Here is a 26,271-nt window from a genome sequence, read left to right on the forward strand (position 1 = left end):
GTCATCGACCGCGCAGGAAAAGTTTGTCCAGATCGTCCAGGCCCATCTGAGTCCAGGTAGGACGGCCATGGTTGCACTGGCCGCTGCGTTCGGTGTTTTCCATGTCGCGCAGCAGGGCGTTCATCTCGGGAATTGCCAGGCGCCGGTTGGCGCGCACGGCACCGTGGCAGGCCATGGTACCGAGCAGTTCGTTGAGGTGCGCCTGAATGCGATCACTGGTGCCGTACTCCATGAGGTCGGCAAGCACGTCCTGTACCAGGCGGTTGGCTTCAGCCTGCTTGAGCAAGGCCGGGATCTGGCGAATAGCCAGGGTCTCGGGGCCCAGGCGCTGCAACTCGAAGCCCAGGCGCTGAAACCACTGCGCATGCTCTTCGGCACAGTCGGCTTCACGCTGGCTGAGGGCCAAGGTTTCCGGCACCAGCAGCGGCTGCCCACTCAGGCCCTCGCTGGCCATGGCCACCTTGAGGCGCTCGTACATTATCCGCTCGTGGGCGGCATGCATGTCCACCAGCACCAGGCCAACAGCATTCTCGGCCAGGATGTAGATACCCTTGAGCTGCGCCAGGGCATAGCCTAGCGGGGGAATGTCGCCCTGGCTTTCGGGCAGTGCCGTCGCAGGCGCTGCACCGGCTTCCAGCGGTTTATAAAACTCGCGATACACCGCCTGCGCCTCTGCGGCCGGCAGCGGCTGCGAGGGACGTGGTGTGTATTGATACTGGTAACCGGCGCCACTGCCACCATTGGAAAACGACTGCTGTGGGGCTCGAGGCTGTTCAAGCACCGGCGAGGCCAGGCGCATTTCACCCTGGGGCCCGAACTCACCGGCCTGCTGGCCCGTGGGGCGAACCAGCTCAGGTACGGCAGCAGGTGCGGCCAGCTGGTCTTCCGGACGTACATCGGCCAAGGCACGGTGCAATGTGCCATACAGGAAGTCATGCACCGAGCGCCCTTCGCGGAATCGCACTTCATGCTTGGTAGGGTGCACGTTCACATCGACGCCGTTGGGCTCCAGCTCCAGGAACAGCACGAACGTGGGGTGGCGGCCGTTGAACAGTACGTCCCGGTAGGCCTGACGCACGGCATGGGCGACCAGCTTGTCGCGCACGGCACGGCCATTGACGAAGAAGTACTGCAGGTCTGCCTGGCTGCGCGAGAACGTCGGCAAGCCGACCCAGCCCCAAAGGCGAAGGCCGTTGCGCTCGACGTCGATCGGCAGCGCCTGCTCCATGAAGCCCGGGCCACAGATGGCGCCCACCCGCCGCGCACGGGCGATTTCGTCGTGGGCCTCGTGCAGGCTGAGAATGCTCTTGCCATTGTGGCGCAGGTGGAAGCCGACATCGAAACGGGCCAGCGCCAGCCGCCGGATCACTTCCTGCAAGTGATCGAATTCGGTTTTCTCGGCTTTGAGAAACTTGCGCCTGGCCGGGGTATTGAAGAACAAATCGCGCACTTCCACCGAGGTACCGACCGGGTGGGCCGCCGGCTGCACCCGCGGTGTCATGTCACGGCCTTCGGTTTCTACTTGCCAGGCCTCACTGGCACTGGCAGTACGCGAGGTCAGGGTCAGGCGCGCCACCGAACTGATCGAGGCCAAGGCCTCGCCACGAAAGCCCAGGCTCAAAACCCCTTCAAGGTCTTCCAGCTCGCGGATCTTGCTGGTGGCGTGTCGGGCCAGGGCCAGCGGCAGGTCGTCGGCAGAAATACCGCTGCCATCGTCCCGCACCTTCAGGAGTTTGACGCCGCCCTGCTCTACTTCGATATCGATGCGCCGGGCACCGGAGTCCAGGCTGTTTTCCAACAATTCCTTGGCGACAGATGCCGGCCGCTCCACAACCTCGCCGGCAGCGATCTGGTTGGCCAGCCGCGGGCTGAGCAGCTGAATTCGCGAACCGCCACTCATTGCGCGGCCAAGGTTGTGGCGGGTACATCGAGGCGCTGGCCAACCTTCAGCTCATCGGTCTTCAGGCTGTTGAGGCTGCGCAGACTGGCCACACTGACCTGGTAACGCACGGCGAGCATCGCCAGGGTTTCGCCAGGACGCACGGTGTGTTCACGCGGGCCGGCGGCGATCTTGCCGGTGTCACGCAGCCAGGCGATATAGGTGCCAGGTGGCGGGTTCTGCTGGAAGTACTGGTGCACCCCAGTGCGGATCGAACGGGCCAGCGCCTGCTGATGGCTGGAGGAGGCCAGCTTGGCTGCTTCGTTGTTGTTCGAGATGAACCCGGTTTCAACGAGGATCGACGGAATGTCCGGTGACTTCAGTACCATGAACCCGGCCTGTTCCACACGCTGCTTGTGCAACGAAGTGACCCGCCCCATGTTGCCCAATACCTTTTGCCCCACGTTGAGGCTGGAGCTGAGCGTCGCGGTCATCGACAGATCAAGCAGCACGCCAGCGAGCATGCGGTCCTTGTCGTCGAGGCTGACATTGCCAGCACCACCGATCAGGTCAGACCGGTTTTCCGTGTCGGCCAGCCAGCGCGCCGTCTCGGAGGTGGCGCCACGATCGGACAGGGCGAACACCGAGGCGCCAAAGGCTGCGCGCGACGGGGCCGCGTCGGCGTGAATCGAAATGAACAGGTCGGCGCCTTTCTTGCGGGCGATTTCCGTACGCTTGCGCAACGGGATGAAGTAATCACCGGTGCGGGTCAGCTCTGCACGGAAACCTTTTTCACTGTTGATCTGACGCTGCAGCTCCTTGGCAATCTGCAACACGATGTCTTTTTCGTGCTGGCCACGCGAGCCGGAAGCGCCAGGGTCTTCGCCGCCGTGCCCGGCATCGATGGCAACCACGATGTCACGCTTGCCGCTGGGTACCGGTGGCAGCTTGATCGCCGGCTGGGTCGGCGTCACTGGCACCGCTGGCGTGGTCGCAGGCGTTTGTACCGGGGCCGGCGCAGGTAGCGGCGCGCTGGCCGCGATAGCGTCAGCTTCCTGGTCATACAGGTCGACCACCAAGCGGTTGCCGTACTGTGCGTTGGGCGCCAGGGTGAAGCTCTTCGGGGTAACCGATTTTTTCAGGTCGACCACAACCCGAAGGTCGGTTGGCGTACGCTGAGCCGAACGCACACTGCTTATCGGCGTGTTGGAGGTGGCCACATTCAGTGGCGCGGCCAGTGTTGCGCCATTGATGTCGATGACCAGGCGATCGGGTGCGCTCAGGGTGAAGACACTGTGCTGCACGGGGCCAGACAGGTCGAAGACCAGCCGCGTGTTGTCCGGTGCGCGCCACAGGCGCATGCTCTTGACTTGAGTGACGGCCAGAGCCTCAACGGTCACCGTTGTCAGCAGCAGCCCAACGATGGCGACCAGTGCGCGTATGCGCATACCTACCCCACTTACTGTTTATAGTGTTCGGCCAGTGCCACGCACCAGGCCTCGCCGCGAGCCCCCTGCGGCGAAAGGTTCAGCGAGCGTCCACTCGCTTGGGGGCTTATGGTAATGGTCAGGTCAGGCTTTGGCAAAACGCCCGCACCCTTTTGTGGCCATTCGAACAGGCACAGCGGGTCGCCCTCGAAATAGTCACGAATGCCCATGAACTCAAGCTCTTCCGGGTCGACCAGGCGATACAGGTCGAAGTGAAAGGCTCGGACCTCGCCGATTTCATAGGGTTCGACCACGGTGAAGGTCGGGCTTTTCACAGCACCAGTATGGCCCAGACCGCGGATCAGGCCACGCGACAGGGTAGTTTTACCCGCGCCCAGGTCGCCCTCGAGGAAAATCACGCCGCGACCGCCGGTCACCTCGGCCAGTGCTGCACCGAATTTGACCGTGGCCTCTTCATCGGCCAGAAACAGATTTAAGCCAGACACGCAGAATGCTCCTCCAACAACTCACGAATGGCCGGCGCCAGATCACTGGCCGCCAGGCCTCTACCTTCTATCCCAAGGCGCTCGCCGGCACAGGCGTGCAGCCACACCCCCAGACAACCCGCGCCCCAGGCATCCAGGCCTTGGGCCAACAGGGCTGCCAGCACGCCAGTCAGCACATCGCCCAGGCCGGCGCCGGCCATCGCCGGGTGCCCGCGCTCGCACAACGCCAGCTGCCCGCTCGGGGCTGCCACCAGTGTGCCGGCACCTTTGAGTACACAGACGCTGTTATAACGACGAGCCAGCTTGCGCGCGGCGCCAGGGCGGTCGGCCTGCACGGCCTCAGTGGCAATGCCCAGCAGCCGCGCCGCCTCCCCCGGGTGCGGCGTCAGGATGCTGCCACTGGGCAGGGCCAGCGGGGTGCGCGCCAGCAAATTCAAGGCATCGGCATCCCACACTTGCGGCCGCTCGGCGTTGGCCACCGCCGACAACAGGCTGCGGCCCCACGCCGCCTGCCCAAGGCCTGGCCCAACCACCAGTACCGAGGCGCGCTCCAGCACGCCCATCAGTTGGTTGGCCGAATGGACACCCAGGCACATGACCTCGGGCAGGCGCGCCAGGCTGGCCGACACGTGCTCGGGCCGGGTCGCCACGCTGACCAGCCCGGCGCCGCAACGCAGGGCGGCTTCGGCGCTGAGCAACACAGCGCCTCCGGTACCAAGGTCGCCACCGACCACCAGTACATGGCCAAAGTCGCCTTTGTGGGCATGCGCCGGCCGTGCCGGCAGGCGGGCAACCGTCACGCTGCTGAGCAATTGTGGGGCATTACTGGGGTGTTTGGTCTGCGGCATGGGGTCAAAGGCTCCAATGTCTGGCAGAATTATACGCACCTGAGCCCGTATTGCCTTACCATCCATGTCCGCGTCCACACCTGACCTCGCCCAACTGGCCCAATCGATCAAGATATGGGGCCAGGAACTCGGTTTTGCCCATGTCGGCATCGCCGGGGTCGACCTTGGCGAACACGAACATCACCTGCAGCGTTGGCTCGACGCCGGTTATCAGGGTGAAATGGAATACCTGGGCGCCCACGGCAGCAAAAGGTCGCACCCCGACCAGTTGATCCCCGGCACGGTACGCGTGGTCTCGCTACGCATGGACTACCTGCCCGGCGACACGCAGATGGCACAGCGCCTTGCCCAGCCCGAGAAGGCCTACGTGTCACGCTACGCGCTTGGCCGGGACTACCACAAGCTGGTGCGCAAGCGCGTGCAGTTCCTCGCCGACCGCATCCAGGAAGCCATCGGCCCGTTTGGCTACCGCGCTTTCGTGGACAGCGCCCCGGTACTTGAAAAAGCCTTGGCCGAACAGGCCGGGCTGGGCTGGATCGGCAAGAACACGCTGTTGCTCAACCGCAAGGCGGGTAGCTACTTCTTCCTTGCCGAACTGTTCGTCGACCTGCCGTTGCCGGTGGACGAAGCCACCACCAGCGAGCACTGCGGGCGTTGCCAGGCCTGCCTGGACATCTGCCCGACACAGGCGTTTGTCGGGCCCTATGTGCTGGATGCGCGACGCTGCATCTCGTACCTGACCATCGAGCTGAGGGGCGCGATCCCTGTCGAGTTACGCGCAAAGATGGGCAACCGGGTGTTCGGTTGCGACGACTGCCAGATCGTCTGCCCCTGGAACCGCTTTGCCAAGCACAGCCAGGAGCAGGACTTCCAGCCACGTCACGGGCTGGAAAATACCGACCTGGCGGCGATGTTCCTGTGGGATGAACGCACCTTCCTGCGCAAGACCGAGGGCGGGCCTTTGCGGCGGGCGGGGTACGAGCGGTTCCTGCGCAACCTGGCGGTGGGGTTGGGCAATGCACCATCCACGATCCCGGTGATCGAGGCGCTGAAGGCCAGGCGTGACGATGAATCGGATTTGGTGCGCGAGCATGTGGAGTGGGCGCTGGCCCGACACGACATTTCCTAACCACACAAGGAGCGGGTTTACCCGCGAATGCTGTGGCGGTGGCAAAGTTGAACGCCTGGTAGACATTGGCCGACAGGCCCGGCCCTTTCGCGGGTAAACCCGCTCCTACAGGGCATCAGGCTACTGCTGGTCGTTGTAGTGGAACTTGGGCATTTCCCAGTGGAAGCGTATCGCCAACAGGCGCACCAGAAAGCCACCAAACAGCGTCAGCAACATCGCCTGCTCCGCCGGCACCTTGAAATACACGCATCCCAGATAGAACCAGGCCGCCGCAAATGACACGCTGGCATACAGTTCACGGCGGAACACCAGCGGGATGTCGTTGCAGAAGATATCCCGCAGGATCCCGCCAAACACCCCGGTGATCACCCCGCTGATCGACGCCACCAGCATGCCCTGCCCCATCTCCAGCGCCGTCATGCAACCTATCAGGGTAAACGCCACTAGCCCCAGGGCATCGAGCACCAGGAACAGCGAGCGAAGGCGGCGCATCATTGGCGCGATGAAAATGGTCAGCAGCGCCGCAAAACTGGTCAGCACCAGGTACTCAGGGTGCTTCACCCAGGTCAGCGGGTAGTGCCCGAGCAGCACATCACGCACCGAGCCGCCCCCAAGCGCAGTGACGCAGGCGATCAGCACCACGCCAAACCAGTCCATGCCGCGACGCCCGGCAGACAGCGCGCCAGTCATGGCTTCGGCAGTAATGGCGATAAGGTAGAGCATCAACAACATGGTGCGGGTCCGTGCAGGAAAGGCGCGCAGTCTAACCAGTTGCCCAAGGCACCAAAAGGGGGCGCAGATACAATATCTGCGCCGTTTCGACTCACAGCTTGATGAAGTGTTCGCGATAGTGACGCAGTTCGGCGATCGATTCGCGGATATCGTCCAGCGCCAGGTGGGTATTGCCCTTCTTGAAGCTGTCACGCACGTCCGGCGCCCAGCGCGCGGCCAGCTCCTTGAGGGTGGAGACATCCAAGTTGCGGTAGTGGAAGTAGTTTTCCAAGTTGCGCATGTGACGGTAGAGGAAACGACGATCCTGGCAGATGCTGTTGCCGCAGATCGGCGACTTGCCCTTAGGCACCCACTGCTCAAGGAAGGCGATGGTCTGTGCCTCGGCTTCGGCCATGCTGACCTTGCTCTCGCGCACGCGCTGGGTCAGCCCCGAAGCGCCATGGGTGCGGGTGTTCCACTCGTCCATGCGCGCCAGTACTTCGTCACTGTGGTGGATGGCGATTACCGGCCCTTCGGCCAAGGTATTCAGCTCGCTGTCGGTGACGATGGTGGCCATTTCGATGATGACATCGCTGTCCGGATCCAGGCCGGTCATTTCCAGGTCGATCCAGATCAGGTTCTGTGGGTTTTGCATGCAGGGGCTCCTCATATAGGCGGTCATATTAGCCTAGTGGCCAAGGCACGCCCATTCAGGCACAAAGGTGAGCAGAATAGTCCAGCGGCTGGCGTGCTAAACTGCCTGCCGTTTTCAATGCCCCACGCCGGGCCTCTCTTACGGTACCTTCATGGCCAAACGCCAGCTCAATCGCCGCCAAAACTGGCGGATCGAAAAAATCCAGGGCGAGCGCGCCGCTCGCGCGGCCAAACGCGAGCAGCATGCACTGCAGGAACTGGAAGGTGGCGACCTTGGGCCAGAGCAACTGGGCCTGGTGATCGCGCACTTTGGCGTGCAGGTAGAAGTTGAAGCTCAGGATGGCGAAACTGCGGGCCAGGTGTTCCGCTGCCATTTGCGCGCCAACCTGCCAGCACTGGTCACCGGCGACCGTGTCGTGTGGCGTGCGGGTAACCAGGGCATCGGCGTAATCGTGGCACAGATGCCGCGCAGCACCGAGCTGTGCCGGCCGAACAACCATGGTCAACTCAAGCCGGTGGCCGCCAACGTCGACCTGATCGTGATCGTGTTCGCCCCGGCGCCGGAGCCGCACCCGAACCTGATCGACCGCTATCTGGTAGCGGCCGAGCACGCCGGCCTGCGCCCGCTGCTGCTGCTGAACAAAGCCGACCTGATCAACGATGAGAACGGCCCCGGCCTGCATGCGTTGCTGGAGGTCTACCGCGAACTGGGCTACCCGCTGCTGGAAGTATCGGCACACCAGGGCGACGGCATGCAGCGCCTGCAGCAGCAACTCGACGGCCATATCAGTGTGTTCGTCGGCCAGTCGGGGGTGGGCAAGTCGTCGCTGGTCAACAGCCTGCTGCCAGACGCTGGCACCCGCGTCGGCGACTTGTCGGAATGGTCAGGCCAGGGTACCCACACCACCACCACGGCACGGCTTTATCACTTCCCCAACGGCGGCGACCTGATCGACTCGCCGGGTATCCGCGAGTTCGGCCTTGGCCATGTCAGCCGCGACGACGTGGAGGATGGTTTCATCGAGTTCCGCGACCTGTTCGGCACCTGCCGCTTCCGCGACTGCAAGCATGACCGCGAACCGGGCTGCGCGCTGCTCAAGGCACTGGAAGAGGGGCGCATCAAGCCGCAGCGCATGAACAGCTATCGCTCGATCATCGCCAGCCTGGCAGAAGACAGCTACTGAAACGCTCGAAATGAAAGTCGCCGCCCCCTGTAGGAGCGGCTTTAGCCGCGAACACCGGCAACGCCGGTGGCATTCACCGCGCTGATGCTTTGCGGGCAAACCCACAGTGATCGCGCCAACGTTCAGGTTTCGTGTAGAACCGTTGCCCACACAAAAAAAGCCGCTTACTGCTCCTCGGCTTCATCCATCTTCAGCGTGCCATCTTCAAAGATGTTCAGCTTCTGGCGCAGCTCACGCGGTTGCATCGGTGGCTGTTCAGTTGTCCCTGGAGCAGCCGGTGCCGAAGCCCCTGGCGCAGCACCACTGGCGGGTGCTGCAGGTGCAGTTGGCGCAGCTGGCGGTGTTTCCGGCGCACCCTGCTCACCCTCGATATCGCGCTGGGCTTTCTTGGTCAGCACGATGATGTCGATCCGACGGTTGACCGGGTTGAACGGGTCCTTACGGTCGAACAGTGACGACGAGGCGTACCCCACCACCCGGGCCACCTGGCCGTCCGGGTAACCACCCGCCACCAGGGCACGCCGCGCGGCGTTGGCGCGGTTGGCCGACAGCTCCCAGTTACCGTATTCGCCAGTGCCCGCATATGGCTTGGCATCGGTGTGGCCGCTGATGCTGATCTTGTTCGGCACCGCCTTGATGGTGTCGGCCATGGCCAGCAGGATATCTTCGAAGTAGGGCTGCAGACGCGCGCTACCGATGTCGAACATCGGCCGGTTCTCGGCATCCATGATCTGGATACGCAGGCCGTCCTGGGTGATCTCGAACAGGATCTGGTCCTTGAACTTCTGCAGCTGCGGGTTCTCTTCCACCTTGTTCTGCAGTTCCTGCAGCAACAGCTCCAGACGCTCGCGCTCGACCTGCTCGGCCATGGTCTCGACCTGGTCCTTGCTCAGCTGAGTGGGGGACTGCTGCGTCGGCTCGGTCTTCACTTCCGGATTGATGGTTTTGTCCGGCGCCATCTCCGGTGAACCACCCAGGTCGATGACATAAGGCGTGCCACTTTCGGAGAAACCAATAGGGTCCTGGAAGTAGCCGGCAATGGCGATCTTCTGCTCAGGCGTGGCCGTGGACAACAGCCACAGCACCAGGAAGAACGCCATCATCGCCGTGGCGAAGTCGGCAAAGGCGATTTTCCAGGCGCCACCATGGTGGCCGCCGCCAAAGCGCTTGACGCGCTTGACGATGATGGGCTGATTGTTCTCCATGACTCAGCGACCGCGAACCGCTTGTTCCAGTTCGGCGAAGCTTGGGCGGTGCTTGGGGTACAGCACCTTGCGCCCGAACTCGACCGCCAGCGAAGGTGGCATGCCCGACGCCGAAGCCACCAGCGAAGCCTTGATCGATTCGTAGAGGTTCAGTTCTTCCTTGGCATCGTGCTCCAGGCACTTGGCCAAAGGTCCGAAGAAACCGTAAGCCGCCAGGATACCGAAGAAGGTACCCACCAGCGCCGCACCTACGTGCATGCCGATGGCCGCCTGATCGCCATCGCCCAGCGAGGCCATGGTCACCACGATACCCAGTACCGCCGCAACGATACCGAACCCGGGCATGCCGTCGGCGATGCCGGTCACTGCGTGGGACGGGTGCTCCAGCTCTTCCTTCATGCTCAGCAGTTCCATGTCGAACAGGCCTTCGAGCTCGTGCGGGGCCATGTTGCCGGTGGACATGATGCGCAGGTAATCGCAGACGAACGCGGTCATGCGCTCATCGGCCAGTACCGTCGGGTACTTGGCGAAGATGGGGCTGGCAGCGGCGTCCTCGATGTCGGCCTCGATGGCCATCATGCCTTCGCGACGGCTCTTGTTGAGGATTTCGTAAACAAGGCCCAGCACCTCCAGATAGAAGGCATGGCTGAAGCGCGAGCCGAACATCTTCATCGACTTCTTGATGACGTGCATGGTCATGTGGCCAGGGTTGGCCTGCAGGAATGCACCAAAGGCCGCACCGCCGATGATCAGTACTTCGAACGGCTGGATCAGCGCTGCGATCTTGCCGTGGGAGAGCACGTAGCCGCCGAGCACGCTCGCGAATACGACGATGATGCCGATAATTTTAGCCATAGGTTCAAAGCACTTGCTGTCGTGGTCAGGGGAAGAGACGGGAGCTTTAAAACTCTTCTTCTACTTATCGGCAGAACTGCGCCAGACTATAGCCACTCAATGCGAAAAGCCAGTTCGGACTGATGTCAAAATGCCAATTGAAACCAAGGTGCCCACTCAGGCCCCGCGTACGCTAGAGGCCTGGGTAAAGCTGCTCGAGAGTGTTCGAATCCCCGTGCCGAAGCACAGCTACGACCGGGTCATGGCTGCCATCCAGGATAGCCGCCGCTCGCTGCGCGATATCGCCGAACTGATGCAGGATAGCCCGGCACTGGTGCTGTCAGTGATGCGCGAAGCCAATCACCCCACCAATGCCAGCCTCGCCGAACCCGCCGAAAGCCTGGAAGTCGCCCTCAACCGCCTGGGCCTGGAGCGCAGCGAGCAGCTTCTCAAACGCCTGCCGGCACTGCCCGTGGAGGAAATTCCGCCGGTATTGTGCCAATTCCAGATGATCAGCCAGCATGCGGCACAGCAGGCCAGCGGCCTGTTCGCCAGCCGCCTTGCACGGCTGTGGCAAGAGATTCACTGGGGCAGCCTGCTGTTCCTGTCGCCACTCTGGCCACTGGCACTGGCCTACCCCAAGCTGCTCGACACCTGGGAGCTGCGGGTTATCCACAAAGGTGAAGACGCCGCCCACGTCGAGGAAGAACTGTTCGGCGTGCGCATCATGGCGCTGTGCCAGACCATGGCCGAGTACTGGCGCCTGCCCCAGTGGGTCACCCAGGGTTATCGCCTGCTACTGGAAGAGCGCGAGCAACTGGCCCAGGTGCTGAATATCGCCCGCGACGAAGACCTGCTCAGCCAGCAACACCGCCTGGACGCCGAGCCCGGCTTGCGGCGCTGGTTCAACCAGCCGGCCAATACCGTGCTGCTGGCCAACAACCTGGCCCTGGCGGCACAGGTCGGCTGGGACAACCCGCACCTGCTGCGCTGGCAACTGCTGACCGCGCTGTACCTGCAAACCTCGCTGGAAGACGTGCAGCAGCAGGTGCACCAGCAGGCTGCCGCCAGCGCCCGCCGCCACGCCCGGCATGCCCTGTTCCACCCGGCCGAGGCCTTGATCTGGCCGTGGCACCAACGCCGCCCTCACCCGGACATGCTGGCCCCGCCACCGCCCAGCAGCGACGACCTGGCACGCTGGCGCACGCTGTGCCAGCACCTGCTGGCCCAACCCAGCCCGTTCACCAACACCGTGCACCTGGCCACGCAGGCCCGCGAGGCCCTGCTGGCGTGCGGCATGCAACGCATCATGCTGCTTAGCCTGGACAAGGCCAGTGACTACCTGCGCGTGCAGCAAATTGCCGGCCTGCCCAAGGAGGCCGGGGCTCTGGCCCTGCAGGTATCGCAAAACAAGCTGCTGCAAAAGCTGCTGAGCCAGGCCGGGCAGCTGCGCATCACACCGGAAAACCACAGCCAGTTCTCGGCGCTGCTGCCCGCCCCGTTGCGCACCTTGTTCCGCAGCGAACATGTACTCCTTCGCTCGCTGGCTGCGAACGACCAGGTGCTGATGCTGCTGGTGGCCGACCAGGGCTGCCGGCCTTTGGCCGATATCAGCGTGCAAGCCTTCGGCAAGACCGCGCAATGCATCGAGCGGGCCTTGTCGGTGTTTACCAACCGCAAGGGTTGAGCCTTGCGCTACAATCGCCCCTCTTTCCACACTGGAGACCGTGGATGACCGACTTTTCCGGCCTGCCCCTGGTGATCGAAGCTGCAGACCTGCTGCCACGCCTGGATTCGCCGCAGCTGATCCTGGTCGACCTGAGCAGCGCCAACCGCTATGTCAGCGGGCATATCCCCGGCGCGCGCTTTGTCGAAGGCAAGCGCACCCAGCTCGGCCAGCCCCCGGCGCCCGGCCTGCTGCCAGCCCAGGGCGAGCTCGAAAAACTGTTCAGCGAACTCGGCCACCGCGCCGATGCCGTGTATGTGGTGTACGACGATGAAGGCGGCGGCTGGGCCGGGCGCTTCATCTGGCTGCTCGATGTCATCGGCCACAAGCACTACCACTACCTCAATGGCGGTATCCAGGCCTGGCCGGCAGACAAACTGTCCACCGACGTGCCAGCCATTGGCAACGCCCCGGTGCACCTGCACATAGACAGCGCACCCACTGCCACCCGCGAGTACCTGCAAAGCCGCCTGGGCGCCGATGACCTGGTCATCTGGGACGCGCGCGGCCCGCAGGAATTCAGCGGCGAAAAAGTGCTGGCAGCCAAAGGCGGCCACATCCCCGGCGCGATCAACTTCGAATGGACCGCCGGCATGGACCTCAACGACCACCTGCGCATTCGCCAGGACATCAAACAAGTCCTCGAGCAACTGGGCATCACCCCTGACAAGGAGGTGATCACCCACTGCCAGACCCACCGCCGCTCCGGTTTCACTTACCTGGTGGCCAAGGCCCTCGGCTACCCACGCGTCAAGGCCTACGCCGGCTCGTGGAGCGAATGGGGCAACCACCCGGACACGCCTGTAGAAGTTTAAGGAACCTGCATGAAATCCCGTCTGTTCATCATCAGCCAGTACCTACTGCCGCACCACCTGCTGTCGCGGCTGGCCGGCTGCATCGCCGAGTGCCGCGTGCGCTGGTTCAAGAACGCCTTCACCGCCTGGTTCGCCAAGCGCTACCAGGTCAACATGAGCGAGGCTCTGGTCGAAGACCTGAGCGCTTACGAGCACTTCAATGCGTTCTTCACCCGCGCCCTGAAACCTGGCGCCCGTCCGCTGGACGAAACCCCGGGCGCCATCCTCTGCCCGGCCGACGGTGCGGTCAGCCAGCTCGGCCCGATCGAGCACGGCCGTATCTTCCAGGCCAAAGGCCACGGTTTCAGCGCACAAGAGCTGCTGGGCGGTGATCCGGCCATGGCCGCCCCGTTCATGGGCGGCGAGTTTGCCACCATCTACCTGTCGCCCAAGGACTACCACCGCGTGCACATGCCGTTGGCCGGCACCCTGCGCGAAATGGTCTATGTGCCGGGCCGCCTGTTCTCGGTCAATCAGACCACCGCAGAAAATGTCCCCGAGCTGTTCGCTCGCAACGAGCGCGTGGTCTGCCTGTTCGATACAGAGCGTGGGCCAATGGCTGTGGTACTGGTCGGCGCGATGATCGTCGCCTCGATCGAAACGGTATGGGCCGGGCTGGTCACGCCGCCCAAGCGTGAGCTGAAGACCTTCCGCTACGACGAAGCCAGCCGCACGCCGATCCACCTGGAGAAAGGTGCCGAACTCGGCCGCTTCAAGCTGGGCTCGACCGCCATCGTGCTGTTCGGGCCGGAGCAGGTGAAGTGGGCTGAGAGCCTGGGTGCAGGGTCTGCCGTGCGCATGGGGCAACAGCTGGCAGCGCCTGTGCAGGCTTGATTCGATCCAAATGGAAAGGCCCTGCAAATGCAGGGCCTTTTTCATGGAGGCCGCCATGCAGCCCCAGATTCACGGATCAGCCGCGGGCGTCGCGATCACGCAAGCCTAGCAGATACAGCACCCCATCCAGCCCCAAGGTGGAAATCGCCTGCTTGGCCGACTGGCGCACCAGCGGCTTGGCACGGAACGCCACGCCCAACCCGGCCAGCGACAGCATCGGCAGGTCATTGGCGCCATCGCCCACGGCGATGGTCTGCTCCAGTTGCAAGCCTTCCTCACTGGCCAGCTTCTTCAACAGTTCGGCCTTGCGCTGGGCATCGACAATCGGCTCAACAGCCACGCCGGTCACCTTGCCATCGACCACTTCAAGCTCGTTGGCGAACACATAGTCGATACCCAGGCGCGCCTGCACCTGACGGGCAAAGTAGGTAAAGCCACCGGACAGAATCGCGGTCTTGTATCCCAGGCGCTTGAGCTCGGCGAACAGGTTCTCGGCACCCTCGGTCAGGCGCAGCGATGCCCCAATCTCATCGAGCACACCAACATCCAGGCCCTTGAGCAGCGCCATGCGCTCTTTGAAGCTGGCGCGAAAGTCCAGTTCACCGCGCATGGCACGCTCGGTGATCGCCGCCACCTGCTCCCCCACACCCGCCGCCTTGGCCAGCTCGTCGATGACTTCGGCCTCGATCAGCGTGGAGTCCATGTCGAACACCGCCAGGCGGCGGTTGCGGCGGAACAGATCGTCCTTCTGGAAGGCGATGTCGACGCTCAGCTCTTCAGACAGGGCAAAGAAGTCGGCACGCAGGGCCTGGGCATCGCTCGGCACGCCGCGCACGGAGATTTCGACGGCTGCCTTGCCCTTGTCGATCTCGGCATCCAGTGCCACCCGGGCCGACAGGCGCTCGATGCGCTCGATGGTCAGGCCGTACTGGCTGATTACCGCACTCACCCGCTGCAGCTGCTCGGGGGTGATCTTGCGGCTGAGCAGGGTAACGATGTGGCGCGCTTCGCCATGCCCATCGGCCCAGTGCTGGTAGTCCGCCTCGGAAATCGGCGTGTAACGGGCCTGCAGGTTCAGTTCGTGGGCTTTGGCCTGCACGCTTTGCAACAGCGCGGTAGCCACTTCGTTGTCCGGGATGTCGACCAGGATGCCAAACGACAAGGTGCCGTGCATGACCGCCAGGCCGATGTCGAGGATACTCACACCGCCCTGCAGCAGGACGCCGGTGATAGCCGCAGTGAGACCGGGACGGTCCTCACCGGTGATGTTGATCAGGACGATTTCGCGCACAACCTGGCTCCGACTTCGATGAAAAATGCGCATTCTACCGATTTTCCATGACCATCGGGCGCCAACGATACTTTGCCGACAAAACCCGGCTCGCTATACTCCCCCCACTTCCATGCCATAAAGAGCCGAGCTCTGTGAACCGGCCTACGCCAGTCAAACCAGACAACTTCTTCCTCATGATCTATCGCGCCCTGAGTCAACGTCGCGTGCCGCTGGCACTGCGCATCGCCTGCACCAACATCTTCCTGGTGGCGCTGGCGCTGGTGATCTACGCCTGCGTGATGGGCCTGCAGTTCAAGCAGGCCATGCATGAGCAGGCCGATGCCTTGGGCCAGAGCCTGACCACCCAGACGGCCACATCGGCAACCGAGCTGCTGGTGTCCAATGACATCCTCAGCCTCAACGTGCTGCTGGGTAACCTGGTTAAAAACCCGCTGGTGGCCCATGCGGCAATCTACAGCGTGGATAACCGCATCCTCGCCGAAGCCGGTCAGCGCCCGCGCAACAGCCTGCTGGGCGAGGCCGAAGGCCTGTATCAGACCAAAATCACGTTCCAGGATGTGACGGCTGGACAGCTGCGCATAAGCCTGGACATGAGCCAGTTCCAGCAGCCGATGCTGATCAGCCTGCAGAGCATGGGCATTCTGGCCGCTATCCTGCTGGCCCTGGCCTTGGCCCTCAGCTTGCGTCAGGGTCGCTTCATCACCCTGCCACTGCTGCAGCTGCGGGTATGGCTGCGCGACCCGCAGCCCTATACCCCGGCCACCGACCGCCAGGACGAGATTGGCGACATCGCCCGCCAGTTGCATGCACGCCTGGCCCCGCCTCCGCCCCCGGAGCCGGAGCCTGAGGAAGAAGACGACGAGCAGTTCGAGGACCTGCACGCAGCTGCGCCGGCACCCAAGGCCGTACCGCGCCCCCAGGCTGCCCTGGAAGACGAGGATGACGACGAGGCCTTTGCCGGCCTGCTGGACGACGACGCTGCGCCCAAAGCCGCCGCAGAGGTCGAGTCCGACGAGCCGCAGTACAGCGCTGTGCTAGCCGTGCAGTTGGGCTCGCAGGAGCAACTGCGTCGCCTGCCACGCACACGCCTGGCCGAACTGACCGAGCGCTACCGCGATTGCCTGGAGCACGCGGCCTCGCTCTACGACGGCGAAACCCACACGCTGAACGACGGCAGCACCTTGGTGCTGTTCCACAGCCGCGAGTGTGGCGAGGACTACCTGACCAACGCCATCTGCTGTGGCGAACTGTTGCGCGCCCTGGGCCACGCCCTGCAGATCGAGGTAGCTGACAGCGGCATTACCCTGCAACTGCAGCTAGGCCTGGTCCTGGGCAACGACCTGCATGGGCTGGAACTGGTTGACCTGTTGATGGCCGAGAAGGTCCAGGATGCCCTGGCACTGTCGCAGCACAGCCGCAACCTGTTGCTGGTAGAGCGGCAGATCAACGATGACGCCCTGATTCGCCAGCGTGCACGTATTCGCCCGATCGCCAGCCCCGAAGGCGCCTGCTGTGTGGAGCGACTGATGGAGCCCTACCCGTCGATGCTGGAACGGCAACTGGCGCGCATGCACGAGCACCGCGCCTGACAGGCATACGCTACATCTACACGTGCCTGGCGCAAACTCCAGCCCGTAGGAGCGGGTTCACCCGCGAACACCGGCGCAGCCGGTGCCATACAACGGGTCGCCTGCTTCGCGGGTGAACCCGCTCCTACAACGACCGACTGGTTTATGGCAGATACGAAAAGCCCGCAGCGAATGCGGGCTTTGTCGTATCTGGCCGTTTGATCAGAACCGGTAAACTTCCATATCGGTGCGAATCGGCGAGGCCATCGGGATTTTGGGTTTCTCCGGCCCCTTCTTCACCTGTGTCGGTGCAGCGGGCTTTTTGGGTGCTTCTTCGGCAATCGCAGGCTGATTGGCCAGCGGTTTCACCGCTGTGCTCAGCTGTTCGGCCAGCTTTTGCAGCAGTTGGCCCTGAGCCTGCACCTGCGACGACTCACTGCCCTCGTGCTGCTGCTCGAGGTGAATGATACGGTTGTCACGCACATGGCCACGGCGGTCAAGCAGACGCCACTGGGCATCCAGGATGGCCGGCTGGTTCTTGCCCGAGTCCAGGCGTGTGATCGACAACAGCACTTGCACGTCCGGGCTGAAGCCTGCAGTCGCCGGGGCCAGGACTACGCGTTGGCTGTCCAGGCGCCAAGCCAGTTGACGCACCAGCAGCTGGTCGATATCCGATGAAAGGCTGCCAGCCCAACGACCGTCGGTCGCCGCGCTCAGGCTGCCATCAGCTTGACGCTGAAGGAACGTCTCACGCTGGAGGTAATCGGCCACCGATACCGGGCCGAGTACCACGGCCATGCCCGCACTCTGCGACGGCTGGCCAGGATCACCGCTGTCGAGCTGATACAGGGCAACCGGCTGGTGCATGGTGCACCCGCCAAGGCCCAGCAGGCCAGTCATCAACAGCGCAAATGGAAGGCGCAGAAATTTCATCATCCCATCCAGGCGGCTGCCACAAGGCACACCGCAGTGATACATGTAGATTCAATCGGGCACACGGCCACGCCGGCACCGCAAGGGGCATATCATCCGCGAAATAACCGTCCGACTCCAGCATTTCTGCCCGAAACGGCGTTGAAATTGCCGTTCCAGACATTACAACCGGTTATGCCGGCACTTCCACCTGCAACCCATCGACGCGCTGGAACCCGCGTGGCAGCTTGCTACCGCGCCGTCCGCGCTCGCCCTTGTAGTGCTCCAGGTCGTCCGCCTTCAAAGACAGGGTACGCTTGCCGGCCTGCAATACAAGGGTTGCGCCTTCGGGTATCACGGCTAGATCGGTGACAAATTCTTCACGGCTGGCCACCCGGTCACCCGGCACGCCAATGATCTTGTTGCCCTTGCCTTTACCCAGCTGCGGCAAGTCGCTGACCTTGAACACCAGCAGGCGGCCTTCGGTGGTCACCGCCGCCAACCAGTCCTGCTCGCGATCGGCCACTGGGCGCGGTGTCATGACCTTGGCCCCGTTGGGCAAGCTGAGCAAGCCTTTGCCGGCCTTGTTCTTGGCCTGCAGGTCTTCACCCTTGACCACAAAGCCGTAACCGGCATCCGAAGCCACCACGTACAGCGCATCGTCGTCAGGCAACAACACGCATTCGAAGGTCGCCCCCGGTGGCGGCGTCAGACGGCCAGTCAGCGGCTCGCCCTGGCCACGCGCCGATGGCAGGCTGTGGGCAGCCAGCGAGTAGCTGCGGCCGGTGGAATCGATAAGCACGGCAAACTGGTTGGAACGCCCGGCCGCAGCAGCCTTGAAGCCGTCGCCGGCCTTGTAGGAAAGGCCAGTGGCGTCGATATCGTGGCCCTTGGCGCAGCGCACCCAGCCCTTCTCCGACAGCACCACGGTAACGGGCTCGGTCGGCATCAGCTCGTTTTCCGACAGCGCCTTGGCTTCGGCACGGGCTACGATCGGCGAGCGACGATCATCGCCATAGGTTTCGGCATCCTTGATCAGCTCGCTGCGCACCAGCTTGCGCAGTTTGGCCTCGCTCCCCAGCAAGGCCTGCAGCTTGGCTTGCTCCTTCAGCAACTCATCCTGCTCACCACGGATCTTCATCTCTTCCAGGCGCGCCAACTGCCGCAGGCGGGTCTCGAGGATGTAGTCGGCCTGGATCTCGGTCAGCTCGAAACGTTCGATCAGGGCCTGCTTGGGGTATTCCTCGGTACGGATAATGTGGATCACTTCATCCAGGTTGAGGAACGCGGTGAGCAAACCGTCCAACAGGTGCAGACGCTTCTCGACCTTATCCAGACGGTATTGCAGACGGCGACGAACGGTATTGGTACGGAATTCCAGCCACTCTACCAATAGGGTTCGCAGGTTTTTCAACTGCGGTCGGCCGTCCAGGCCGATGATATTGACGTTGACCCGGTAGGTGCTTTCCAGGTCGGTGGTAGCGAACAGGTGCTGCATCAGCTCGTCGACATCCACGCGATTGGAACGCGGGATGATGACAATACGGCACGGGTTCTCGTGGTCCGACTCATCGCGCAGGTCGGCGACCATCGGCAGCTTCTTGGCCTGCATCTGCGCAGCAATCTGCTCCAGCACTTTGGCCCCGGACACCTGGTGCGGCAGCGCAGTGACGACGATGTCGCCATCCTCGACGCGGTAAACGGCGCGCATGCGGATAGAGCCGCGGCCGCTTTCATACATCTTGAGAATTTCGGCCCGCGGCGTGACGATCTCTGCCTCGGTCGGGTAATCCGGCCCCTGGATGTGCTCGCACAACTGCTCGATGGTCGCCTTGGGCTCATCGAGCAGTCGCACACAGGCACTGGCCACCTCTCGCAGGTTGTGCGGAGGCACGTCGGTGGCCATGCCCACGGCGATACCGGTGGTACCGTTGAGCAGGATGTTGGGCAGGCGCGCGGGCAGCACGGCAGGCTCCTGCAACGTGCCGTCGAAGTTCGGCACCCAGTCCACGGTACCCTGGCCGACTTCGCTGAGCAGCACTTCGGCGTAGCGTGACAGCCGCGCCTCGGTGTAGCGCATGGCGGCGAACGACTTCGGATCATCCGGCGCACCCCAGTTGCCCTGGCCATCGACCAGGGTGTAGCGGTAGCTGAACGGCTGCGCCATCAGCACCATGGCCTCGTAGCAGGCCGAATCGCCATGGGGATGGAACTTGCCGAGCACGTCACCGACGGTACGTGCCGACTTCTTGTGCTTGGCATCGGCATCGAGCCCCAACTCGCTCATGGCGTAGACGATGCGTCGCTGCACCGGCTTCAGGCCGTCGCCGATGTGCGGCAGGGCACGGTCCATGATCACGTACATGGAATAGTTGAGGTAGGCCTGTTCGGTGAAGTCAGCCAGCGAGCGGCGTTCGACGCCGTCCAGGCTGAGTTCCAGTGAGTCGCTCATGCGGGCCTCGTCATTTCAGGTTCTGGCGCAGCAGCATGGTGCCACCGCGCTGGGTAAATTCAAGTTGTTGCAGGGCACTCATGCCCAGCAGTACGGTGGGCCCATCCAGGCCCGGCACCACGATGGCGCGTACGTCCTGCAGGCGAATATCGCCCAGCTGCAGGCTGGTCAGGCGCGTGCGGTAGCCTTCGGTACGGCCGTTGGCGGTGCTCAGTAGCACCGGGCTACCGCGCTCCAGGCTCAGCTCACGGGCCAACGCCTCCGGGATCGCCACGTCGGTGGCGCCGGTGTCGAGCATGAAATGCACCACCTGGCCGTTGATAGCACCATCCACCACGAAGTGGCCCTGGCCATTACTCAGCAGGCGCACTTCGATAAAGCCTTGACCATGCTCGGATTGCACCTGGCGGTTGGGGTTACGCTGGCTGTCTTCCCACTGGCCGAAAAAGCGCGTGGCAAGAAACAGCGCCGCCGCCCAGGCGACGATCATCAGCAACTTGCCCGCGCGCTTGCCCGGCGCCTGGCTCACGGTTTGGCGCTCCAGCCGCCTTCCGGTGCGTCGAAGCGCCAGACGACTGGGCGGGTTTCGCCATCGGCACGGGCGCCGTTGTTGTTGTCCAGGCCAATCCAGGCGCCCTTGGCATCGATCACCAGTGCTTCGGCCAGGCCAAACGGCTGCGCGTAACGCCGTGACTCGACCAGCGCATCAGCAGCGAACGACCAGCAACGCTCGACCTCGCCACTGTCGACATCACGTCGGCACACCCGGTAGGCGTTACGTTCGAGGGTAAACAGCTTGCCCTCGAACCAGGCCAGGTCAGCGAAGTCGCGCGACAGGGCCCTGGCATTGGGCATTTGCGCAGGCTGCATTTCGACCCCCGCCTCGCTCAACAGCACGCAACCACGCCCGCAGGTCCAGACCGACTGCTGGCGCTCGATGGCCACCAGGCCACGGCGCTCACGCTCTGCAGCCAGCCACAGGCGGTCACCCGCCGGGTTGATCGCCAGGCCTTCGAACAGGGCATTGAAGTTCAGCAGCATGCCGCTTGCCCGGGCCTGGCGCACCATGGCCGCGTCGATCCTCAACCAGTCCGCCTCGCCTTCCAGCGGCAATTGCAGCACCGCGGCATGCGCCTCGCTGACCAGATAGAGGTTACCCGCCTGATCACAGGCGATACCTTCGAAATCAAGCTCGCCACCGCGAATGTACGATGCTGCCCAGTTGCGCGACTTCAACCCCCATGGGAGGCCGCTTTCCGGGACAGCCGGCGGGGTGAAGGTGAGCGGCTGCGCGCGCCAGGTCGGGTTCTGCTGATCGAAGCGGTAGATACGGTCGTCGTCACGGTCGGACACGCCCCACAACCCGCCCCGGCATTCCACCAGACCCGACAGGTTGCCACCGCGTATACCGTCGATCGGGTGCTCGGCGCTCATCTTTAGTTCTGGCCAGTTGCTCCCCAGACAAGGCAGGGCAACCAGCGCCAGGCAAACGGCAAGTACTTGCCGAATCAAACCATGACCTCGGCCAGGTTGCCCTTGGTTTCCAGCCAACTCTTGCGGTCACCGGCGCGCTTCTTGGCCAGCAGCTTGTCCATCAGTTCGCAGGTGGCTTCTACGTCGTCCAGGGTCAGCTGCACTAGGCGCCGGGTGTTCGGGTCCATGGTGGTTTCGCGCAACTGCGGCGGGTTCATCTCGCCCAGGCCCTTGAAGCGCGTTACCTGCGGTTTGCCGCGCTTCTTCTCGGCCACCAGGCGGTCGAGGATGCCGTCACGCTCGGCTTCGTCGAGGGCGTAGTAGATTTCCTTGCCCAGGTCGATGCGGTACAGGGGCGGCATGGCCACGTAAACATGCCCGGCCTCGACCAGTGCCCGGAAGTGCTGAACGAACAGTGCACACAGCAATGTGGCGATGTGCAGACCATCGGAGTCGGCGTCGGCGAGGATGCAGATCTTGCCATAGCGCAGCTGCGCAAGGTCGCTTGCACCCGGATCGACGCCAATGGCCACGGCAATGTTGTGCACTTCCTGGCTGGCCAGGACTTCGCCACCGTCCACTTCCCAGGTGTTGAGGATCTTGCCGCGCAGCGGCAGGATGGCCTGGAATTCCTTGTCCCGCGCCTGCTTGGCCGAACCACCGGCCGAGTCACCCTCCACCAGGAACAACTCGGCACGCATCGGGTCCTGGCCCGCACAATCGGCCAGTTTGCCGGGCAATGCCGGGCCCTGCGTGATGCGCTTGCGCTCGACCTTCTTGCTGGCCTTGAGGCGACGCCCGGCGTTGCTGATGGCCAGTTCTGCCAGTTGCATGCCCAGCTCGGGGTGGGCGTTGAGCCACAGGCTGAAAGCATCCTTGACCACACCGGAGACAAACGCAGCGGCCTCGCGTGATGACAGGCGCTCTTTGGTCTGCCCGGAGAACTGCGGGTCCTGCATCTTCATCGACAGTACGAAGGTGATGCGCTCCCAAACGTCTTCCGGCGCCAGCTTCACCCCGCGCGGCAGCAAGTTGCGGAACTCGCAGAACTCACGCATGGCATCCAGCAAGCCTTGGCGCAGGCCGTTGACGTGGGTGCCGCCCTGAGCGGTGGGGATCAGGTTGACGTAGCTTTCCTGAATGCTGTCGCCGCCTTCGGGCAGCCACAGCAAAGCCCAGTCAACAGCCTCCTTGTTACCCGCCAGGCTGCCACAGAACGGCTCGTCAGGCAGGCGCTGGAATTCGTTGACCGAGTCGACCAGGTAGGAGCGCAGACCATCCTCGTAGTGCCATTCCACCTTTTCGCCGCTGGCCTTGTCCTCGAAGCTGACCAGCAGCCCCGGGCACAATACCGCCTTGGCCTTGAGCACGTGCTTGAGGCGGCTGATGGAAAACCTGGGCGAGTCGAAGTACTTCGGGTCGGGGCTGAAGTACACGCTGGTGCCGGTGTTGCGCTTGCCGACCGAGCCGACCACTTCCAGCTCGCTGGCCTTGAAGCCATCGGCAAAGGTCATCTGGTATTCGTTGCCGTCACGTTTGACGCGCACACGCACCTGGGTCGACAGGGCGTTGACCACCGAGATGCCCACCCCGTGCAGGCCACCGGAAAACTGATAGTTCTTGTTGGAGAACTTACCGCCGGCGTGCAGCTTGGTGAGGATCAGCTCGACCCCGGACACGCCCTCTTCCGGATGGATGTCCACCGGCATGCCGCGGCCGTCGTCGCTGACTTCCAGCGAATGGTCGGCGTGCAGGATGACCTGCACCGAACGCGCGTGGCCGGCCAGTGCTTCGTCGACACTGTTGTCGATGACTTCCTGGGCCAGGTGGTTGGGGCGGCTGGTATCGGTGTACATGCCCGGCCGCTTGCGGACCGGATCAAGGCCCGAGAGGACTTCGATGGCGTCTGCGTTATAGGCGCTAGCGCTGGGATTGGCCATAGGGTCTCGTCGTCAGTCTGGTGAATGCAAAAAAGTCAAAATACAGAAAAATCGAGCGCCGCATACTGCCCACGGGCAATGCCGGCGAAGGCCAGCAGTGCCGGCAGGCGCTCGGCAAAGCCCTGGAAGCTGTGGTCGCCACCGGCCTGGATACGCAGGGCACATGCGCGGTAATAGCGCTCGGCATGGCGATAATCCAAGGTTTCATCGGCGGTCTGCAGCCAAACCTGATAGCGGCTGGCATCGGTCGGGGCCGCTACTTCCAGTTCGGACAGGGCTTGCACATGATCGTGGGTCAGCTCCCAGGTTTCACCGCTGTAGTGATTGCGCTGGGTGCCCAGGTAACCGTCGAAATGCTTGTGCGGGGTTACCGCCGGGTTGACCAGCAGGGCCTTGAGGCCATGGCGCTCGGCCAGATGAGTGGCATAGTAGCCGCCGAGCGAACTGCCCACCAGCAGTGGCGCACCCAATTCGGCGATGGCCGCTTCGAGCTGGACCATGGCTTGCCGTGGGTGGTGGTGCAGGGCCGGCACTCGCAGCTGGTCGGCCAGGCGGAGCTGCTGCATGACTGCCTCCAGCTGACGCGCCTTGGTAGAAAGCGGCGAGCTGTTGAAGCCATGGATATAGAGGATGGAACCCGACATGCTGCCCCCGGAATCTGTGGCTTCGCGCCTGATAGTGCGGGCGCAGGGACGCGCAGTGTAGCGCGTTCGCCGCGTTTTGACGCAGTGCCGCGGATTTCGCAATAATTTTCCGGCAGGCTGACATGGCCTACTCAATACCCTGGGCTATCGAAGTCGAGCTTCACCTCAAAATCCAGCGCCCGCTCCACCCCGGTCTCCAGCCGTCCGTCGGCATGCAGGCGCAACCAGCGGTACCCCGGATGCTCTTCGCTCACCTGAAAGTCCTCGCTGCGCGCCGCGAACTGAATACAGGTCGACGGTGTGGCCAGCAGGCGGCGCCCCTCTCGGACCTCATCCCATTCCTGATGCACATGCCCCCACAGCAAAGCGCGTACCTGTGGATATCCTTCAACGATATCGAACAGCGCCTGGGCATTGCGCAAGCCGATCGGCGCAATCCAGGCGCAGCCGATGTCCACTGGCTGATGGTGCAAGCACACCAGGCAATGCCGCTCGCCGGCCTCTTTCAAGGCGGCGTCCAGTACGGCCAACTGGTCATCTTGCAGAAACCCGTGGGTAGCACCGGGCACGGCAGTGTTGAGCATGACCACCCGCCATGCGCCAATATCGGTCACCGCCTGCACCAGCTCCGGCGCCACCTGCGCCATCACCTGAGCCTCGTCATGGTTACCCGGCAGCCAGCGGGTGGGTACGGCAAACGGTGCGGTCAGCTCCCGAAACGCTTCATAGGATGCCACGCTGGCATCCTGGGACAGGTCGCCCGTGCACAGCAGCAAGTCGACACGCGGCTGCTCGCGCCGCACCTGGGCCACCACGTGGCGCAGGCTGTCTCGGGTCCTGAGGCCCAGCATGCTGCCAGCCGGGTCGGCGAACAGGTGAGCATCGGTCAGTTGCACCACATGCACGGGGCGGGATTGGTCTGGCGACAACAACGGCCATCTCCTCGAATGAATTCAGCGGGGATTATGGCTGTGCGACGGTGACCAGCAAACACCCGCACCCGACTCACGTCACAATTCAGCGAACACTTGCCAGTTCGTGGCCGCAAGCCAGGCAGTGGCTGAGCCATTCCCCCAGGAACAGGTTGAGCTGGGCCTTTTCGTCCGGCTGGTGCATGGCGTCGTTCGGATACGGGTAGATGCTGCGCAGGCGCCGGGTGTGTTCGGCACTGACCACTTCGGCCATGCGCGCATCGTGATACACCTGCACCTCCAGGTGTGGCACTGGCAACCACGGCAGGCTGTGTTCCTGGCGCACATGCAGGGTGGTGGTGTATGGGCAGGCCAGCACCACGTCGAGCACCAGCACGCCAAGCATCTGGTCACCCTGGGTCATGCCGATGCGGCGCGAGCTCTGGGTGGTGCGCATGTCGGGCAACAAGCGCATCAGCCGGGCATAGTTGGCCTCGCAGGCTGCCTGCAGCCCGACCAGGTCGACTCGATAGCGCTCGCGCAGCAGGTTCACTTCCACATACCTCTTACTTCATCACGGTTCAGCGCCAGCCATTGCAGGCCAATGATGGTTGCCGCATTGCAGATGCGCCCGTCGCGCACCGCCTGCAGGGCATCCTCGAACGCCCACACGCGTACACGAATGTCTTCGCCCTCTTCCTCCAGGCCATGCAGCCCTCCCGCGCCCTCGCTGCTGCAACGGCCGAGGAACAGGTGAACGTATTCGTCACTGCCACCGGGCGACGGGAAGTAGCGGGTCATCGGCCACAGGGCGCTGAACGTCAGGCCGGCTTCTTCTTCAGCCTCGCGATGGGCGACTTCCTCGGGCTGCTCGTCTTTGTCGATCAACCCGGCAACCATCTCGATCAGCCAGGGGTTGGCGACCTTGTCCAGTGCGCCCACGCGGAACTGTTCGATCAGTACCACTTCATCGCGCGCAGGGTCGTACGGCAGCACGCATACCGCATCGTGGCGCACAAACAGTTCGCGACTGATCTCGCGCCCCATGCCCCCGGCAAATAGCTCGTGGCGCAGCCGTAACTTGTCGAGCTTGTAAAAGCCCTGGAAGCAATTGGCCCGCTCGATGATTTCGAAGCCCTTGGGCACAGCGTTCAACGCGTCTGACATGGAAATCCTCATTACCTCGAATACTGCTTCGCGCCATCCTACTCCGCACGCCTGTTGGTTTCACCCCTTTCCCGCAACCACTGGTGCACTCGGGACAGCAGCCCTTCACTCTGTTAGCT

24 protein-coding genes are annotated in these 26,271 nt (G+C 63.4%); 6 read left to right on the forward strand and 18 right to left on the reverse strand.

What is annotated here, in order from left to right:
- Position 1: 1 nt before the first annotated feature.
- From mutL to LVS58_RS00815, 4 genes are read right to left on the reverse strand one after another with little or no spacing between them, the layout of a single operon-like run.
- Entirely contained in the window at positions 2–1,900 is a 1,899-nt protein-coding gene (gene mutL / locus LVS58_RS00800) for a DNA mismatch repair endonuclease MutL (protein ID WP_233689504.1), read from the reverse strand.
- Positions 1,897–3,327 carry an N-acetylmuramoyl-L-alanine amidase gene (locus tag LVS58_RS00805; RefSeq protein WP_233689505.1) on the reverse strand — a complete coding sequence of 477 codons (1,431 nt, stop codon included), beginning with the start codon at positions 3,325–3,327 and terminating at the stop codon, positions 1,897–1,899. The genes mutL and LVS58_RS00805 overlap by 4 nt, the downstream gene beginning before the upstream one ends.
- Before the next feature lie 11 nt (positions 3,328–3,338).
- Positions 3,339–3,812 (reverse strand): tRNA (adenosine(37)-N6)-threonylcarbamoyltransferase complex ATPase subunit type 1 TsaE, encoded by a 474-nt coding sequence (tsaE, locus tag LVS58_RS00810; RefSeq protein ID WP_003249523.1) that lies wholly within the window; start codon positions 3,810–3,812, stop codon positions 3,339–3,341.
- Positions 3,800–4,660: an NAD(P)H-hydrate dehydratase gene (locus tag LVS58_RS00815; protein ID WP_233689506.1), complete on the reverse strand. Its 861-nt coding sequence runs from the start codon at positions 4,658–4,660 to the stop codon at positions 3,800–3,802. Before LVS58_RS00815 ends, tsaE begins: the two co-directional genes overlap by 13 nt.
- A gap of 64 nt (positions 4,661–4,724) precedes the next feature.
- Between LVS58_RS00815 and queG the strand changes: the two genes are divergently transcribed.
- A complete protein-coding gene (queG, locus tag LVS58_RS00820) occupies positions 4,725–5,789 on the forward strand; it encodes a tRNA epoxyqueuosine(34) reductase QueG (protein WP_233689507.1) in 1,065 nt (354 codons plus the stop codon).
- A gap of 120 nt (positions 5,790–5,909) precedes the next feature.
- Here queG and LVS58_RS00825 read toward each other — a convergent pair whose 3' ends face one another.
- Positions 5,910–6,521: a trimeric intracellular cation channel family protein gene (locus LVS58_RS00825; RefSeq protein ID WP_003249516.1), complete on the reverse strand. Its 612-nt coding sequence runs from the start codon at positions 6,519–6,521 to the stop codon at positions 5,910–5,912.
- Positions 6,522–6,612: 91 nt separating this feature from the next.
- Entirely contained in the window at positions 6,613–7,155 is a 543-nt protein-coding gene (gene orn, locus LVS58_RS00830; RefSeq protein WP_003249514.1) for an oligoribonuclease, read from the reverse strand.
- Between the two features lie 151 nt (positions 7,156–7,306).
- Between orn and rsgA the strand changes: the two genes are divergently transcribed.
- The gene (gene rsgA / locus LVS58_RS00835; protein ID WP_014592599.1) at positions 7,307–8,338 is read left to right on the forward strand and encodes a small ribosomal subunit biogenesis GTPase RsgA; all 1,032 of its coding nucleotides are present in this window, start codon (positions 7,307–7,309) and stop codon (positions 8,336–8,338) included.
- Positions 8,339–8,502: 164 nt separating this feature from the next.
- Here the strand turns inward: rsgA and motB are convergent, their stop codons facing one another.
- Positions 8,503–9,543 (reverse strand): flagellar motor protein MotB, encoded by a 1,041-nt coding sequence (gene motB / locus LVS58_RS00840; protein ID WP_233689508.1) that lies wholly within the window; start codon positions 9,541–9,543, stop codon positions 8,503–8,505.
- A gap of 3 nt (positions 9,544–9,546) precedes the next feature.
- Complete coding sequence (gene motA, locus LVS58_RS00845) at positions 9,547–10,398, reverse strand: flagellar motor stator protein MotA (protein ID WP_003249507.1); 852 nt, start codon at positions 10,396–10,398, stop codon at positions 9,547–9,549.
- Positions 10,399–10,528: 130 nt separating this feature from the next.
- On the opposite strand from motA, the gene LVS58_RS00850 reads away from it, so the two are divergent.
- Genes LVS58_RS00850 through asd form a run of 3 tightly spaced genes read left to right on the forward strand, consistent with a single transcriptional unit; the run spans position 10,529 to position 13,791 of the window.
- A complete protein-coding gene (locus LVS58_RS00850) occupies positions 10,529–12,064 on the forward strand; it encodes an HDOD domain-containing protein (protein ID WP_233689509.1) in 1,536 nt (511 codons plus the stop codon).
- Between the two features lie 44 nt (positions 12,065–12,108).
- On the forward strand, positions 12,109–12,918 hold the full coding sequence (locus tag LVS58_RS00855) for a rhodanese-like domain-containing protein (protein ID WP_233689510.1): 810 nt from the start codon (positions 12,109–12,111) through the stop codon (positions 12,916–12,918).
- Positions 12,919–12,927: 9 nt separating this feature from the next.
- On the forward strand, positions 12,928–13,791 hold the full coding sequence (asd, locus tag LVS58_RS00860) for an archaetidylserine decarboxylase (RefSeq protein ID WP_003249501.1): 864 nt from the start codon (positions 12,928–12,930) through the stop codon (positions 13,789–13,791).
- Between the two features lie 76 nt (positions 13,792–13,867).
- Here asd and serB read toward each other — a convergent pair whose 3' ends face one another.
- Entirely contained in the window at positions 13,868–15,082 is a 1,215-nt protein-coding gene (gene serB / locus LVS58_RS00865; protein ID WP_233689511.1) for a phosphoserine phosphatase SerB, read from the reverse strand.
- Between the two features lie 134 nt (positions 15,083–15,216).
- Between serB and LVS58_RS00870 the strand changes: the two genes are divergently transcribed.
- A complete protein-coding gene (locus LVS58_RS00870; RefSeq protein WP_233689512.1) occupies positions 15,217–16,674 on the forward strand; it encodes an AhpA/YtjB family protein in 1,458 nt (485 codons plus the stop codon).
- Between the two features lie 201 nt (positions 16,675–16,875).
- Here the strand turns inward: LVS58_RS00870 and LVS58_RS00875 are convergent, their stop codons facing one another.
- The 9 genes from LVS58_RS00875 to LVS58_RS00915 all read right to left on the reverse strand — a co-directional run bounded on the left by LVS58_RS00875 (position 16,876) and on the right by LVS58_RS00915 (position 26,152).
- Positions 16,876–17,586 carry a PqiC family protein gene (locus tag LVS58_RS00875; protein ID WP_233689513.1) on the reverse strand — a complete coding sequence of 237 codons (711 nt, stop codon included), beginning with the start codon at positions 17,584–17,586 and terminating at the stop codon, positions 16,876–16,878.
- Positions 17,587–17,758: 172 nt separating this feature from the next.
- The gene (parC, locus tag LVS58_RS00880) at positions 17,759–20,017 is read right to left on the reverse strand and encodes a DNA topoisomerase IV subunit A (protein ID WP_233689514.1); all 2,259 of its coding nucleotides are present in this window, start codon (positions 20,015–20,017) and stop codon (positions 17,759–17,761) included.
- A gap of 10 nt (positions 20,018–20,027) precedes the next feature.
- Positions 20,028–20,546 carry a retropepsin-like aspartic protease family protein gene (locus tag LVS58_RS00885; protein WP_233689515.1) on the reverse strand — a complete coding sequence of 173 codons (519 nt, stop codon included), beginning with the start codon at positions 20,544–20,546 and terminating at the stop codon, positions 20,028–20,030.
- Positions 20,543–21,529 (reverse strand): esterase-like activity of phytase family protein, encoded by a 987-nt coding sequence (locus LVS58_RS00890; protein ID WP_233689516.1) that lies wholly within the window; start codon positions 21,527–21,529, stop codon positions 20,543–20,545. Before LVS58_RS00890 ends, LVS58_RS00885 begins: the two co-directional genes overlap by 4 nt.
- Positions 21,526–23,430 carry a DNA topoisomerase IV subunit B gene (parE, locus tag LVS58_RS00895; protein ID WP_233689517.1) on the reverse strand — a complete coding sequence of 635 codons (1,905 nt, stop codon included), beginning with the start codon at positions 23,428–23,430 and terminating at the stop codon, positions 21,526–21,528. Before parE ends, LVS58_RS00890 begins: the two co-directional genes overlap by 4 nt.
- Positions 23,431–23,465: 35 nt before the next feature.
- Positions 23,466–24,074, reverse strand: coding sequence for a YqiA/YcfP family alpha/beta fold hydrolase (locus tag LVS58_RS00900; protein ID WP_233689518.1), 609 nt, complete (start codon positions 24,072–24,074; stop codon positions 23,466–23,468).
- Between the two features lie 131 nt (positions 24,075–24,205).
- Positions 24,206–25,006 (reverse strand): 3',5'-cyclic-AMP phosphodiesterase, encoded by an 801-nt coding sequence (gene cpdA, locus LVS58_RS00905; protein ID WP_233689519.1) that lies wholly within the window; start codon positions 25,004–25,006, stop codon positions 24,206–24,208.
- Positions 25,007–25,091: 85 nt separating this feature from the next.
- A complete protein-coding gene (locus tag LVS58_RS00910) occupies positions 25,092–25,544 on the reverse strand; it encodes a DUF1249 domain-containing protein (RefSeq protein ID WP_003249480.1) in 453 nt (150 codons plus the stop codon).
- Positions 25,535–26,152, reverse strand: coding sequence for an NUDIX domain-containing protein (locus LVS58_RS00915; RefSeq protein WP_003249478.1), 618 nt, complete (start codon positions 26,150–26,152; stop codon positions 25,535–25,537). Before LVS58_RS00915 ends, LVS58_RS00910 begins: the two co-directional genes overlap by 10 nt.
- Between the last annotated feature and the right edge of the window lie 119 nt (positions 26,153–26,271).

The sequence above is a fragment of the Pseudomonas sp. JR33AA genome, assembly GCF_021378985.1.
Classification (GTDB): domain Bacteria; phylum Pseudomonadota; class Gammaproteobacteria; order Pseudomonadales; family Pseudomonadaceae; genus Aquipseudomonas; species Aquipseudomonas alloputida.